This is a genomic window from Thermus parvatiensis, from assembly GCF_001535545.1.
Classification (GTDB): domain Bacteria; phylum Deinococcota; class Deinococci; order Deinococcales; family Thermaceae; genus Thermus; species Thermus parvatiensis.
This window is the reverse complement of the sequence record NZ_CP014141.1, coordinates 847764-860568: the sequence shown is the minus strand read 5'-3', so window position 1 is coordinate 860568 and position 12805 is coordinate 847764. Positions and strand designations below refer to the sequence as shown.

At 69.0% G+C, this 12805-nt stretch carries 14 protein-coding genes and 4 pseudogenes; 7 read left to right on the top strand and 11 right to left on the bottom strand.

What is annotated here, in order from left to right:
- Positions 1-25: 25 nt before the first annotated feature.
- The 7 genes and pseudogenes from deoC to AV541_RS04785 all read left to right on the top strand — a co-directional run bounded on the left by deoC (position 26) and on the right by AV541_RS04785 (position 5869).
- On the top strand, positions 26-688 hold the full coding sequence (gene deoC, locus AV541_RS04815; protein ID WP_008631230.1) for a deoxyribose-phosphate aldolase: 663 nt from the start codon (positions 26-28) through the stop codon (positions 686-688).
- Complete coding sequence (locus tag AV541_RS04810; protein WP_060384364.1) at positions 678-1811, top strand: phospholipase D-like domain-containing protein; 1134 nt, start codon at positions 678-680, stop codon at positions 1809-1811. Before deoC ends, AV541_RS04810 begins: the two co-directional genes overlap by 11 nt.
- Positions 1787-2350 carry a Maf family protein gene (locus AV541_RS04805; RefSeq protein ID WP_008631240.1) on the top strand — a complete coding sequence of 188 codons (564 nt, stop codon included), beginning with the start codon at positions 1787-1789 and terminating at the stop codon, positions 2348-2350. Before AV541_RS04810 ends, AV541_RS04805 begins: the two co-directional genes overlap by 25 nt.
- Positions 2347-3134: pseudogene (mreC, locus tag AV541_RS04800) on the top strand (rod shape-determining protein MreC). Before AV541_RS04805 ends, mreC begins: the two are co-directional and overlap by 4 nt.
- A gap of 10 nt (positions 3135-3144) precedes the next feature.
- Positions 3145-3603: a rod shape-determining protein MreD gene (gene mreD / locus AV541_RS04795; RefSeq protein WP_060384363.1), complete on the top strand. Its 459-nt coding sequence runs from the start codon at positions 3145-3147 to the stop codon at positions 3601-3603.
- A pseudogene (locus AV541_RS04790) lies at positions 3600-5326 on the top strand (penicillin-binding transpeptidase domain-containing protein). Before mreD ends, AV541_RS04790 begins: the two are co-directional and overlap by 4 nt.
- A gap of 4 nt (positions 5327-5330) precedes the next feature.
- A pseudogene (locus tag AV541_RS04785) lies at positions 5331-5869 on the top strand (septum site-determining protein MinC).
- Between the two features lie 120 nt (positions 5870-5989).
- Here the strand turns inward: AV541_RS04785 and AV541_RS04780 are convergent.
- From AV541_RS04780 to AV541_RS04730, 11 genes and pseudogenes are all read right to left on the bottom strand, one after another.
- Positions 5990-6426 (bottom strand): annotated as a pseudogene (locus tag AV541_RS04780) (DUF420 domain-containing protein).
- Entirely contained in the window at positions 6423-6695 is a 273-nt protein-coding gene (locus AV541_RS04775) for a hypothetical protein (protein WP_060384362.1), read from the bottom strand. The pseudogene AV541_RS04780 and the gene AV541_RS04775 overlap by 4 nt, the downstream one beginning before the upstream one ends.
- 19 nt (positions 6696-6714) lie before the next feature.
- Positions 6715-7290 carry a hypothetical protein gene (locus AV541_RS04770; protein WP_060384361.1) on the bottom strand — a complete coding sequence of 192 codons (576 nt, stop codon included), beginning with the start codon at positions 7288-7290 and terminating at the stop codon, positions 6715-6717.
- A gap of 22 nt (positions 7291-7312) precedes the next feature.
- Complete coding sequence (locus tag AV541_RS13050) at positions 7313-7438, bottom strand: hypothetical protein (protein WP_276325514.1); 126 nt, start codon at positions 7436-7438, stop codon at positions 7313-7315.
- A 418-nt stretch (positions 7439-7856) separates the two neighbouring features.
- Positions 7857-9002, bottom strand: a complete 1146-nt coding sequence (argJ, locus tag AV541_RS04760; protein WP_060384360.1) for a bifunctional glutamate N-acetyltransferase/amino-acid acetyltransferase ArgJ — start codon at positions 9000-9002, stop codon at positions 7857-7859.
- Entirely contained in the window at positions 8993-10030 is a 1038-nt protein-coding gene (gene argC, locus AV541_RS04755; protein ID WP_082709688.1) for an N-acetyl-gamma-glutamyl-phosphate reductase, read from the bottom strand. The genes argJ and argC overlap by 10 nt, the downstream gene beginning before the upstream one ends.
- A 2-nt stretch (positions 10031-10032) precedes the next feature.
- Complete coding sequence (locus tag AV541_RS04750; protein WP_060384358.1) at positions 10033-10548, bottom strand: Uma2 family endonuclease; 516 nt, start codon at positions 10546-10548, stop codon at positions 10033-10035.
- Positions 10549-10552: 4 nt separating this feature from the next.
- Complete coding sequence (gene argF, locus AV541_RS04745; RefSeq protein ID WP_060384357.1) at positions 10553-11458, bottom strand: ornithine carbamoyltransferase; 906 nt, start codon at positions 11456-11458, stop codon at positions 10553-10555.
- 43 nt (positions 11459-11501) lie between these two features.
- The gene (bshB1, locus tag AV541_RS04740; protein WP_060384356.1) at positions 11502-12185 is read right to left on the bottom strand and encodes a bacillithiol biosynthesis deacetylase BshB1; all 684 of its coding nucleotides are present in this window, start codon (positions 12183-12185) and stop codon (positions 11502-11504) included.
- Positions 12178-12489, bottom strand: a complete 312-nt coding sequence (locus AV541_RS04735; protein WP_330938410.1) for a HepT-like ribonuclease domain-containing protein — start codon at positions 12487-12489, stop codon at positions 12178-12180. Before AV541_RS04735 ends, bshB1 begins: the two co-directional genes overlap by 8 nt.
- Positions 12490-12511: 22 nt before the next feature.
- Positions 12512-12802, bottom strand: coding sequence for a nucleotidyltransferase family protein (locus AV541_RS04730; RefSeq protein WP_008631273.1), 291 nt, complete (start codon positions 12800-12802; stop codon positions 12512-12514).
- Positions 12803-12805 lie beyond the last annotated feature (3 nt).

Genomic DNA, 12805 nt, shown 5'->3' with positions numbered 1-12805 from the left:
CGGGGCCTCGGTATGATGGCAGGGTATGGACCTCGCCCCCTACATTGACCACACCCTCCTCAAGCCCACGGCCACCCCCGAGGAGGTGGCGAAGGCGGCGGAGGAGGCGCTGGAATACGGCTTCTATGGCCTCTGCATCCCCCCTTCCTACGTGGCCTGGGTGCGGGCCCGCTACCCCCACGCGCCCTTCCGCCTGGTGACGGTGGTGGGCTTCCCCCTGGGCTACCAGGAGAAGGAGGTGAAGGCCCTGGAAGCGGCCCTCGCCTGCGCCCGGGGGGCGGACGAGGTGGACATGGTCCTCCACCTGGGCCGGGCCAAGGCGGGGGACCTGGACTACGTGGAGGCCGAGGTGCGGGCCGTGCGGGAGGCCGTCCCCAAGGCGGTGCTCAAGGTGATCCTGGAAACGGGGTACTTCTCCCCGGAGGAGACCGCCCGCCTGGCCGAGGCCGCCATCCGGGGCGGGGCGGACTTCCTCAAGACCTCCACGGGCTTCGGCCCCCGGGGGGCGAGCCTCGAGGACGTGGAGCTCCTCGTGCGGGTAGCCCAAGGCCGGGCCCAGGTGAAGGCGGCGGGGGGCATCCGGGACCGGGAAACCGCCTTGAGGATGCTAGAGGCCGGGGCGAGCCGCCTCGGGACCTCCAGCGGCGTGGCCCTGGTGACGGGGGAAGGAGGGGGCCTTGGGTACTAGGAGGCGCCGGGGCAGGAAGACCATCGCCGGGCTTCCCGGCTACCTCCTCCTTTTGGTCCTCTTCCTGGTCTGGCTCTTCCAGGAGCTCCGGCCCGGCCCCGCCCCGGCCCCCCCGGAGGTGGGCTCGGCTGAGGTCTACTTCATGCCGGAGGAAGGGCAACGGGCCAAGGCCCGCCTCCTCGCCCTCATGGACGGGGCCCGGGAAAGCCTGGAAGGGGCCTTCTACGAGTTCCGCGACCTGGAGATCGCCCAGGGCCTCCTCCGGGCCAAGGCGCGGGGGGTGAGGGTGCGGCTCTATGGGGAAAGCGACTACCGGGAGGACTTCCGCCGCTACCTGGTGGCGGCCTCTTTGGGCCAGGAAAAAGAACCCCCCCGCGTCCGGCTCGCCCAACTCCGGGAAAGGGTCAGACCCCTCTCCGTGGACTGCGAGGAAATCGTGGGCATCCCCATCTGCTACGACGAGGGAGAAGGGTTCATGCACCACAAGTTTCTGGTGGTGGACGGGAAGGCCGTCTGGACGGGAAGCACCAACATGACCTGGAACGCCTTCGCCCGTAACAACGAAAACAGCCTCCTCCTCCCCTCCCCCACCCTGGCCCAAGGGTACGCCCGGGAGTTCTCCGCCCTTTTTGGGGGCGAAAAGCGGGGCCTGGGCCAGCCTGTGGCCTTCGCCCTGGAAGGGGTGGAAGGGGTGGCCTACTTCAGCCCCAAAGGAGGGGAGCTTGCCCGGAAGGCCATCCTGGAACGCCTCGCCCAAGCCCGAAGGGAGGTCCTGGTGGCGGCCTTCGTCCTCACGGACCGGGAACTGGTGGAGGCCCTGAAGGAAGCCCACGGCCGGGGTCTTTCCGTCCGGATCCTTTTGGAAAGCCGCAACCTGGGGGACAGCCGGGAGGAGGACCTCCTTAGGGCGGGCGTCCCCGTGCGCCAGGACGCCAACCCCTACACCATGCACCACAAGGTCATGGTCCTGGACGGCACCTACGTGGTCACCGGGAGCTACAACTTCTCCGCCCGGGCCTACGGGGTGAACAACGAGAACCTCCTCGTGCTCAAAAGCCCGAGCCTGGCGGAGCGCTACCGGAAGGAGGTGCTAAGGCTTTGGGAAGCGGGAAGCCCCCTCTGATCCTGGCCTCGGGAAGCCCCAGGCGGAAAGCCCTCCTCGAGGCCCTCGGCTACCCCATCCGGGTCGCGGTCCCCGGGGTGGAGGAAGAGGACCTCCCCCTCCCCCCCAAGGCCCTGGCCCAGGCCCTGGCCCGGCGCAAGGGGGAGGCCGTGCAGGGGGAATGGGTCCTGGCCGCGGACACGGTGGTGGACCTGGACGGGGAGGTCCTGGGCAAGCCCAAGGACCCGGAGGAGAACCGCCTCTTCCTAAGGCGCCTCTCGGGCAGGCCCCACCTGGTGCACACCGCCTTTTACCTCCGCACCCCAAAGGAGGTGGTGGAGGAGGTGCACACGGCCAAGGTCTTCTTCCGGCCACTTTCCGAGGAGGAGATCGCCTGGTACGTGGGAAGCGGCGAGGGCCTGGACAAGGCGGGGGGCTACGGGGCCCAGGGGCTCGGCATGGCCCTTTTGGAGCGGGTGGAGGGGGACTTCTACACCGTGGTGGGCCTCCCTGTCTCCCGGGTCTTCGCCCTCCTCTGGGAACGGGGGTTCAGGCCGTGAGGGAAAGCCTCCTTTCCCGCCTCCTCTTCGCCCTCCTCCTCGCCCTGGGCCTCGCCCTCGCCGCCCTCACCCGCCCCCTGGCCCCGGGCTTCGCCCTCTCCTTCTCCCCCCTCACCGCCTTCCCCTCCACCTCGGCCACCGCCTGGGCCAGAACCTCCGGGCCGCCTGGAGCGCCCTCTCCGCGCGGCAGGACCTCCTGGCGGAGAACCAAAGGCTCAAGGAGGAGGTGGCCCGCCTCACCACGGAAAACGCCCGGCTCCGGCTGGAGGTGGCCCGGCTCGCCCGGGCCCTGGAGGTGAAGGCGGGCCAGGCCCCCGGGGTGGTGGCCGTGGCCCCCGTGGTGGCCGAGGACGCCTCCGGCCTCTACCGCAGGCTGGTCCTCGGCCTGGGGAGCCAGGACGGCCTCCGCCCCGGGATGCCCGTGACCGCCCCCCAGGGCCTCGTGGGCCTGGTGGTGGAGGTGGAGGCGCACCGCGCCCTGGTGCGCACCCTCCTGGACCCGGAAAGCCGGGTGGGGGTCCGGGTGGGGGAGAAGCCGGGCCGGGGCGTGGCCCGGGGCGCCCCCCCGGGGCTTCTCGTGGCCGAGTTTCCCCCCACGGTGGCGGTGGCGCCGGGGGACCTCCTCCTCACCGGGGCCACCTTGGGCCTCTTCCCGGACGGGATCCCCGTGGGCCGGGTGGAACGGGTGGAACGGGCCCAAGGCGGCCTCAAGGTGCGGGCCTGGGCCAGGCCCCTGGTGGACCTCTCCCTCCTGGAGGAGGTGGTGGTCCTGAGGCCCCTCTAGAGGTGGCGCCGTGGCCTTGGTCTACCTGGTCCTCCTCCTCTTCCTTTCGGGCCTCCTCCAGGCCCTCCTCCCCGAGGGCTGGCCCGCCCCGGACCTCTTCCTGGTCTACGCCCTTTGGCTTGCCGCCTCGAGGCCTCCTCTCCTCGGCCTCGCCCTAGCCTTCCTCGTGGGGCTCCTCCAAGACCTTCTGGGCTTCGGCCTCCTCGGCCTCCATGCCGTGGGCCTCCTCCTCGCCGTCTACGCCTACTACGGGGCGGCCCGCTACCTGGACCTGGGAAGCCCCGCCGGAGCCCTCGCCGCCTTCGCCCTGGCCTTCCTCGGGAAGTGGTTCGGCTACTTCCTCGTGGCCTACTGGCTCCGCCTGGACCTGCCCGCCCTCCTCCCCTGGCTTCCCCTCGGGGAGGGCCTCCTCTCCCTGGCCTTCTTCTGGCCCCTTAGGCCCAAGGCGCGGGAGGAACCGAAGGCATGACCGGGAGGATCCACGCCCTGGCCTTGTTCTTCGCCCTGGCCCTCTTCCTCCTCGGGCTTCGGGCGTGGCAGCTCCAGGTCCTGGAGTACGAGCGCTACGCCCTGCGAAGCCAGGGAAACTACCTGAAGACCGAGGACATCCCCGCCCCCCGGGGCAAGATCCTGGACCGGAAAGGGCGGGTCCTGGCCCAGGACCGGCTGGTGGTGGACCTCGTCTACACCGGGGGGAGGTGGCCTTCAAGGAGAGGCTCCTCCCCCTCCTGGGCCTAGAAGACCTCCCCCAGGTTGCGGAGCCCACGGTCCTGAAAGCCGGCGTCCCCGAGGCCCTAAGGCCCACCCTGGAGGAGCTCACCGCCGGGCAGAAGAACCTCTACCTCCGGGAAAGGATTGAGCGCTACTACCCGAACCCCATCTCCGGCCCCGTCATGGGGTACGTTCTCCGGGCGAACGCTGCCCAGGTAAAGCAGGGGTACAGCCCCGAGGAGGAGGTGGGGCAGGCGGGCCTCGAGGCCGCACTCGAGCCCTACCTCCGGGGCAAGCGGGGGGTTAGGGCGGTGGAGGTGAACGTCCGGGGGGAAAGGCTCCGGGAGACCGTCCTGGAGGAGCCCACCCCAGGGCAGGACGTGGTCCTCACCCTAGACCTCGCCCTCCAGCGGGCCGCAGAAAAGGCCCTGGAAGAGGCCCTCGCCGACATCAACGCCGGGAGAAGGCTGAACGGCCTGCCCGAGGAAAAGCAGGTGAAAGGGGCCATCGTGGCCCTGGACCCCACCACGGGGGAGGTCCTGGCCATGGCCAGCGCCCCTTCCTTTGACCCCAACCTCTTCGCCAAGCGCCCCGTCCCGGAGGAGGCGAAAGCCCTTCTTGAGGACAAGAACCTCCCCCTCCTCAACCGGGCGGTCCAGCCCTACACCCCAGGGTCCACCTTCAAGCTGGCCACGAGCTACGCCCTTCTCGAGGAGGGGTACGTGACCCCGGCGACCACCTACCGCTGCAGCCCCTACATCGTCTTCGGCGGGCAGGTGCGGCGCAACTGGGCAAGCTGGGACATGGGCCCCATGACGGTCCGGGAGGCCATCGCTTGGAGCTGCAACACCTGGTACTACCAGGCGGTGGCCCAGGACCCCCTGGGCTTCGTGGACCGCCTGGCGAGGCGGGCCCGGCTTTTGGGCCTGGGCGAGCCCACGGGGCTCGAGGTGGCGGAGAAGACGGGCCTCCTCCCCACCCGGACCTGGAAGCGGGAGGCCCTGGGCGAACCCTGGTACCCCGGGGAAACCCTCTCCGTGGCCATCGGCCAGGGAGCCGTCCTCGCCACCCCCGCCCAGATCGCCCGCATGCTCGCCACCATCGCCACCGGGGGAAACAAGCCCACCCTTCACCTGGTGAAGGCCATCGGGGGCGTTCCCGTCCAGCCCCGGTGGGAAAAGGTCCCCGGCCGGTACTGGAAGGTCCTCCAGGAGGGTTTGCGCAAGACGGTGAGCGAGGGAACCGCCCGCTTCGTCCTGGGGGAGTTCCCCGTGCCCACGGGGGGCAAAACGGGCACCGCCGAAACCCCGGGAAAGCGCCGCGGCCTGGAGCACGCCTGGTACATGGGCTACGGCCCCACCGATGGAGGCCCCTATCCGCCTTTGGTGGTCGTGGCTTTCTTTGAGAACGGCGGTGAAGGAAGCCGGGTCGCCTTGCCGGCAGTCCGCAAGGTGATGGCCGCCTACTGGGGGGTAAAATAGCGCCATGCGCCTACGCGCCACGCCCAAGGCCCTGGCCCTCCGCCTAGACGGTGGGGAGACGCCCGAGGAGGTGCGCCGCTTAAGCCTGCCCGAGGGACTTCCCCTGGAGGTGGAGGTGGCGGGGCCCGTTGCCCAGGAGACCCTGGAGGCCCTCCTCGCCCTGGGAAGGCCCCTCACCCTCGTCCCCCGCGGGGACGGGTGGTGGAGGGCACCTTGGTGGTGCCCCGGGGCCTCCGGGCCGGGCAGCGGGTGGAGTACCCCGGCACCGTGGTCATCCTCGGGGACGTGAACCCCGGGGCCGAGGTGATGGCGGGCGGGGACGTGATCGTGGTAGGCCGCCTCATGGGCCTGGCCCACGCCGGGGCCTTGGGGGACGAGGAGCGCTTCATCTTCGCCCTGGAGCTTCGGGCCAAACAGGTGCGCATTGGCCCCCACCTGGCCCAGGCCCCGGAGGAGGCCGAGGAAGGCCTAGGGCCCGAGGTGGTGCGGGCCCTCGAGGGCCGGATCGTCGTGGAGCCCTGGGGGAGGAAGCCCCTTCCCTAGCCCTGGCCGGGACGCTCCAGGAAGACCCAGGGGCAGGCGCTCAAGCCTCCGCGCCTCGGCTTCGCGGGGAGTGCGGGAAGACCCCTCCCCCGCGCTGGCCCAAGCCGGCACGGGGTGGGGTTAGAAGGCGATCCCTTCCTGCGCCACGCCGTAGCGCTTGAGCACCAGGTAGATGGCCCAGCCCGAGAGGGCGACGTAGAGCCAGACGGGAACGAGGATCCGGGCCCAACGCCTGTGGAGGGCGAACTCCCCCCGAAGGGCGCGCCAGATGACGTAGAGGGCCAGGGGGCCGTTCACGGCGGCGAGGAGGGTGTGGGTAAAGAGGAGGAGGTAGTAGGCCCCCGCCAGGCCTCCGGCCCCCCGTAGGCCGTGGTCCCGTAAAGCCCCCACTTGGCCAGGTAGAAGACGAGGAAGAGGGCGGCCAAAGCGGTGGCCAAAAGCATCACCCGGTGGTGCCAGACCCGCTCTCCCCGCCGGATGAGGGCCACGCCCACCACCACCCCCGCCCCCGAAAGGGCGATGCTCCACACCGCCAAGAGTCCAAGCAGCTCCTTCACCTTTCCTCCCAAAGCCGCTCCGCCAAGGCCCGGACCTCCTCCACCCGGGCCGTGCGGGCGTAGCTGTACCCGCGGAAAAGGTACTCCTGCCTTTTCACCACCTGGAAAAGCCGAAGGTAGGCCACGGCCAGAAGGCCGTCCCGCTCCCGCCCCGGGGGGAACCGCTCCAAAAGCTTCGCGATCTCCTGTAGCCGGGAGAGGTTCCGGGCCTCGGGGGGCGTGCCGCGGAGGGCCCGGGCCAGGTCCTCGAGGGAACCCGCGATCCCCATCGCCGGGGCAGTTTACCACCTAGGGCAGCCTCCGGCTAGCGCGGTTTTCCGCGGCGTCCACGGCGATGAGGACGCTCCCCGGCGAGGCCACCACGGCGAAGGGGACCGAGGTGCCCTTGGGCAAGGAAAGGGGCAGGTAGCGCCCCTTCTCCAAAAGCACCACCCGTTCCACCCCCACGTTGTCCTCCACCCGCCCGTAGACCCGGACGAGCCCCCCTTCCAGGCGCTCGGTGCGCTCCAGTTGGATCCTCGGGGGATCGTTGTCCAGGGTGAAGGCGACCCGCCGCGTCGCCCGGTTGCCCACCCCGTCCTCGGCCTCGAGGACGATCTCCGCCGTGCCCGAGGAGGGGGCCTCCAGGCGGAAGCGGAAGGCCACCAGGGGCTTGCCCCGGGAGGGGGCCTCGAGGACCTCCCGCCCGTTGACCCGGACGGAGACCACCCCGGAGGGGTCAAAGGCGTACCCCTCCGCACGGAGGCTCCGGCCAGGGGCCACGCCGCCCCCTTGGGGATAGACGAGGCCCACCTCGGGCGGCAGGGTGTCGGGCCGGGCGCAGGCGGAGAGGAGGAAAAGCAAAAGGAGGGGACGCCAGCGCATCCCCTCCATGCTACCCTGCTCTTTACTTCAGGTACACCCGAGGGCCAAAGGCCACGCCTAAGGAAAGCTGCTGGGCGTTGAACGAGTAGCTCAGGGTGGGCTCCACCCGTACGGCCAAGGCCCCCTGGAGAGGCACCTCGAGGCCCAAGAGCCCCCGGATGCTGAAGTCCGTGGCCGAGCTCCCCCCGCGGAGACCAAGGCCAACCCTAACCCCAGGCCAGCATCCACCTTCAGGTTTTGAGCAAGATCCAGAGGCAAGGGGTAGAGGGCGTCTACGGCCAGCGATAGCAAAGTGACCCCACTGCCCGCCACAACGCCAAGCTCACCGCGCAGGCCCAAGGGCCCCGCAACCTGTTCCGCTCCTGCCCTCAGACCCAGGGAAAGACCGAAGTTTGGGCTTACGGAAAGTCCACCGCTCAGGGCTTCCCCATACAAACGCCCCTGAGCAAAGGCTGCACCTAGAGCCAACAGCGCCGCTACAACCAAAGCTTTCAACCGACCCATACCTTCACCTCCCACCAGGAGAACCTGGTCTTTTGCAGTTTAGGTGAGATAGCCCCCATCTTTCAAGTGGTATAAAGGGCGTTGATGCGCACGTAGTCCTCGGTGAGGTCGCAGCCATAGGCCTCCCCTGCCCCTTGGCCCTCCCGGAGGTCCACCAGGACCACCACCTCCTCGGCCCGCATGGCCCGGCCCGCCTCCTCCCGGTCAAAGGGAAGAACCCCGCCCTCGTAGAGGGGAATCCCCTGGAGAACGATGCGCACCCGCAAGGGGTCAAACCGGGCCCCCGAGTTGCCGAGGGCGGCCAGGATCCTCCCCCAGTTGGGGTCGTTGCCGTAGAGGGCGCTCTTCCAGAGGGCGCTTCCCGCAATGGCCCTCGCCGCCCGCCGCGCCTCCTCCTCCGTGCCTGCCCCCACCACCCGCACGGTCATGAGCTTGGTGGCTCCCTCCCCATCCCGGGCGATCATGCGGGCAAGCTCTTGGGCCACGGCCTCCACCCCCTCAAAGAAGGCCCCTAAGGGCACCTCCCCGTAGGCCCCGTTGGCCATGAGGAGGGCGAGGTCGTTGGTGGAGGTGTCCCCGTCCACGGTGACCTGGTTGAAGGTGCGCTCCACCACCCGCCGCCACCCGGCCCTCAAGGCCTCCTGGGGGACCAGGGCGTCCGTGACCAGGAAGGCGAGCATGGTGGCCATGTTGGGGTGGATCATCCCGCTTCCCTTGGCGAGGCCCACGATCCTCGCCCCCGCCACCCCGGCCTCGGCCACCTTGGGGCGGGTGTCCGTGGTGAGGATGGCCTCGGCGAAGGCATCGGCGAAGGGACCGAGGTCAATCTGGGGCAGGCCTTTCTCTACCTTTTCCACGGGCAAGGGCACCCCGATCACCCCGGTGGAGGCGGTGAGGACCTCCTCCGGGGCGAGCCCAAGCCGCAAGGCGGCGAGCTCCGCCATGCGCCGGTCGTCCTCGTAGCCCCTTTCCCCGGTAGCGCAGTTGGCGTTGCCGGCGTTCACCACCACGGCCCTCAAGGGCTTCCCCGAGGCGTAAAGAGCTCTTCCCCGGTGGATGGAAGGCGCAGCCGCCCGGTTCTGCGTGGCAACGTAGGCCCAGACGGCAGGGAGGCCGGACACCAAAAGGGAGAGGTCGGGCCTTCCCGAAGGCTTGATCCCCGCCCGGGTGGCCCCCGCCCTAAAGCCCCTAGGAAGCCTCACGGCCATAGCCCCTCCTTGGGAAGCGCCGTCTCCTCGGGAAAGCCCAGCATCAGGTTGAGGTTCTGCACTGCCTGCCCCGCCATGCCCTTCACCAGGTTGTCCAAAGCGGCGAAGACCAAAACCCGCCCCGTCCTTTCCTCGTAGAGAGGCTTTACGTCCACCCGGTTGCTCCCCAGGGTGCCCTTGGTCTCGGGAAGCCCCTCCACCACCCGCACGAAAGGCTCCTCGGCGTAGAAGTCCCGGTAAAGGGCATTCAGGGCCTCCTGGTCCCAGCCCCCTTCCACCTCCGCCTCGGCGGTGATGAGGATCCCCCGGATCATGGGCACCAGGTGGGGGGTGAAGGAAAGCCGCACCGCCCTCGCCTCCCCGTGGGTGCGGACGCGCCGCCCCTGGGCCAAAATCCTCCCCAGGTTCCGCTCCATCTCGGGGATGTGCCGGTGGGTGCCCCCCACCTTGTAGGGCTTGAGGTTCTCGTTGACCTCGGCAAAGGCGGTGCCCTCGGCCTCCCGCCCCGCCCCCGAGACCCCGCTTAGGCCCACCACGAAAGCCCCCTTTAGGACCCCTTCCGCCGCCAAGGGGGCGAGGGCCAAGGTGGCGGCGGTCACGTAGCAGCCAGGGTTAGCCACAAGCCTCGCCCCCTTAAGCTCCTCCCGGTGGAGCTCGGGGAGGCCGTAGACCGCTTCGGCGTAAAGCTCCGGGCTCTTGTGGGGGATGCGGTACCAGGCCTCGTAGACCTCGGGGGGCAGGCGGAAGTCCCCGGAAAGGTCCACCACCCGCTTCCCCGCCTTAAGGGCCTCAGGAGCGATCTCCATGGAAAGCCCGTTGGGAAGGGCGAGGAAGACCACCTCCGCCCGCTCCAGGACCTCCTCTTGGGCGGCGAAGGGCCTCCCGTCCCAAAGCTGGGGCCAGGCGGCCTCCAGGGGTCTTCCCTCGTACTTGCGGCTGGAAAACCCCACGAGCTCCACCTCGGGGTGGGCCTTGAGGAGCCTAAGGAGCTCGGCCCCCCCGTACCCCGAGGCCCCCAGGATCCCCACCCTTACCACGGCACCTCCAAGAAGGTTTCGGGAAAGGCCAAAGGGGCCACCTTCTCGCCAGGCTTGACCCAGATCTGCTCCCGGTAGTGGTCTTCCTCTGGGGTGCGGAAGAGGAGGAGCTTTCCCCCTAGGAGGTCCTGGACCCAGACTTCCGGCACCCCGGCCTTGGCGTAGAGGGGGACCTTCTTGGTGAGGTCGTAGTCCAAGGACGCGTCCGCCACCTCCACCACAAGGAGAACGTCCTCCGGGCGGGGTAGGCGCTCGCGGTAGTCCCCCGGCCGAAGCAGGGCGAGGTCCGGTTCCAGGTAGGTGTCCAGGTGCAGGGCCAGGGGCCCCTGCACCTGGACGAGGACTTCGGGAAGACTGGAAAAAACCCGGTTCCAACGGTTTACGGCGTAGGCGTGCCGAGGACCTATAGGCGCCATCTGGTAGACCTCTCCCTCCAGAAGCTCCACCCCCCGCTCGGGAAGGGGAAGCTTCAGGAACTCCTCCAGGCTAAAGCGGTAGGGCCGGACCATACCCCTACTTTAGCAGGGTGAGGAGCACGGCCTTAGCGGTGTGGAGGCGGTTTTCCGCCTGGTCAAAGACCCGGCTCCTTCCCCCGTGAACCGCTTCCTCCGTGGCCTCTTCCCCGTAGTGGGCGGGGAGGCAGTGGAGGAAGATGCCCTCGGGGTGGAGGAGTTCAAGGAGCTCCCCGTTCACCTGGAAGCCCTGGAAGTCCCTTAGGCGCCTTTCCCGTTCCGCCTCCTGGCCCATGCTGGTCCAGACATCGGTATAGAGGGCGTGGGCGCCCAAGGCGGCCTCCCTGGGGTCGTGGGTGAAGTGAGCGTCCGCCCGCTTGAGAAGCTGAGGATCGGGCTCGTAGCCCCTAGGGGTGGCCACCCGGATGCGAAGGCCCACGAGGGGGGTCACCTCCAGGAGGGAGTTCAGGACGTTGTTCCCGTCCCCCACCCAGGCCACCTCGAGGCCTTCCCACCCCCCGAAGGCCTCCTTCAAGGTGAGGAGGTCGGCGAGGGCCTGAAGGGGATGAGCCCGGTCGGAAAGGGCGTTCACCACGGGGACCTTGGCGTGGCGGGCCAGGGCCTCCACCGTCTCGTGCTTGTAAACCCGGGCGGCGATCCCCTCCACGAAGCGCTCCAGATTCTTGGCGATGTCCCTAACGGGCTCCCTCTCCCCGATGCCCACCTGCTTCTGGTCCAGGTAAACGGCGTGCCCCCCCAGGTGGACCATGGCCACCTCGAGGGTCGTCCGGGTGCGCAAGGAGGGCTTCTCAAAGAGGAGGGCGAGGACCTTCCCTTTGAGGTCCTCCCCCCGGTAGCGCTCCCGCTTCAGCCGCTCCGCCAGGTCCAGAAGGGCCTGAAGCTCCTTGGGGCCGTAGCCGGAAAAGTCCAGAAGGTCCTTGGGCAGGGTCAGGGCCTCTCCCCCCATGAGGCCTTAAGCATACCCCGTGCCCGCAAACTTATGCAAGGGCTTAGGCCCGGGACCAGGGCACGTAGAGCACGGGAAGGGGGCTTACGAAAGGCTCGGCGTAGTCCACCCCCAAATAGTTCCCCCAGTAGCGGCGCATGGCCTTGCGGGCCTCCACCCCCTTGGGCCCCACGGTCTCGCTCGCCGCCTCCCCCGTAAACTGGCTCCTATAGGCCAAAACCGCGGCCTCCCACTGGTCTATGAAGGCGGAGATCTTGACCAGAAAGCTCGGGGCGAAGGGATGGTTCCCCGGGTAGAAGAAAAGCCTCTCCACCCGGAAAGGCTCCCCCTCCAAGGGGGCCTTCTTAAGCCCTGCCAGGTGGACCGCGGCCACGGCGAGGCGGCTTGCGGCGGTGTGGTCGGGATGGCGGTCGGCCTCGAGGGGGGCGAAGACCACCCGGGGCCGAAGCCACCTCAGGGCCTGGGCGAGCTTTAGCCGCTGCTCCGGGACGTCGGCAAGACCCCCGTCGGGAAACCCAAGGTTTCCCCTAAAGTCCAGCCCCAGGATCCGGCTCGCCTCGGCCACCTCCTTCTCCCGCTCCTCCGGGATGCCCTTGGAGCCCATTTCCCCCCGGGTGAGGTCCAGAATCCCCGTGGAAAGCCCCTCCGCCTTGGCCCGAGCCAGGGTCCCGCCACAGCCCAGCTCCCCGTCGTCGGGGTGGGGAGCGAGGACCAGAAGGTCAAGCATCTTCTTCCTCCAAGATCTGCCGAAGCGCCTCCGCGAGCGCGGGCACCTTCTGGGCCACGATATCCCAAAGGGTAGCCTCGTCCAAGGCAAAGTAGGCGTGGGCTAAAACGTCCCTCAAACCAGCGATCGCCCGCCACTCCACCGAGGGATAGCGGGCCCGGACCGGATCAGGCACCTTCTTGGCCGCCTCACCGAGGACTTCCAGATTGCGAAGCACGGCATCGTAAACCAGCTCGTTTCGGACGAAAGTGTCAAAATCAAGACCCTCGGTATAGCGCATGACCTTTTCACAGACCTCCAGCATGTCCCGAAGGAAAAGTCGATGACTACGCGACACGGACAGCCTCGCCCAACACCTCGGACACCGCCCAGGGCTTCAAGGCCCCCTTCATCACCAAGTCCACGGGCCGCCCCAGGAGGCTCTCCAAAAACTCTTTCACCCGCCAGTAGCCCTCAAAGCCCGGCGGAGTGGCAAAAACCACCAGAAGGTCCACGTCGCTCCCGGGTGCGGCCTCGTCCCGGGCCAAGGAGCCGAAGAGGTAAAGCTCCGTCACCCCCAGGGCGCGCAACTCGGGCCAGCGGGACCGGAGCAGGGCCAGGACCTCCTCCTTCCGCACACC

Bases quoted from the DNA above. Each gene is read 5' to 3' on its own strand.
- deoC (WP_008631230.1), top strand. From the start codon at position 26: ATGGACCTCGCCCCCTACATTGACCACACCCTCCTCAAGCCCACGGCC.
- AV541_RS04775 (WP_060384362.1), bottom strand. From the start codon at position 6,695: ATGGGGATCGCGGGTTCCCTCGAGGACCTGGCCCGGGCCCTCCGCGGC.
- AV541_RS04770 (WP_060384361.1), bottom strand. From the start codon at position 7,290: ATGCGCTGGCGTCCCCTCCTTTTGCTTTTCCTCCTCTCCGCCTGCGCC.
- argJ (WP_060384360.1), bottom strand. From the start codon at position 9,002: ATGGCCGTGAGGCTTCCTAGGGGCTTTAGGGCGGGGGCCACCCGGGCG.
- AV541_RS04750 (WP_060384358.1), bottom strand. From the start codon at position 10,548: ATGGTCCGGCCCTACCGCTTTAGCCTGGAGGAGTTCCTGAAGCTTCCC.
- argF (WP_060384357.1), bottom strand. From the start codon at position 11,458: ATGGGGGGAGAGGCCCTGACCCTGCCCAAGGACCTTCTGGACTTTTCC.
- bshB1 (WP_060384356.1), bottom strand. From the start codon at position 12,185: ATGCTTGACCTTCTGGTCCTCGCTCCCCACCCCGACGACGGGGAGCTG.
- AV541_RS04735 (WP_330938410.1), bottom strand. From the start codon at position 12,489: ATGCTGGAGGTCTGTGAAAAGGTCATGCGCTATACCGAGGGTCTTGAT.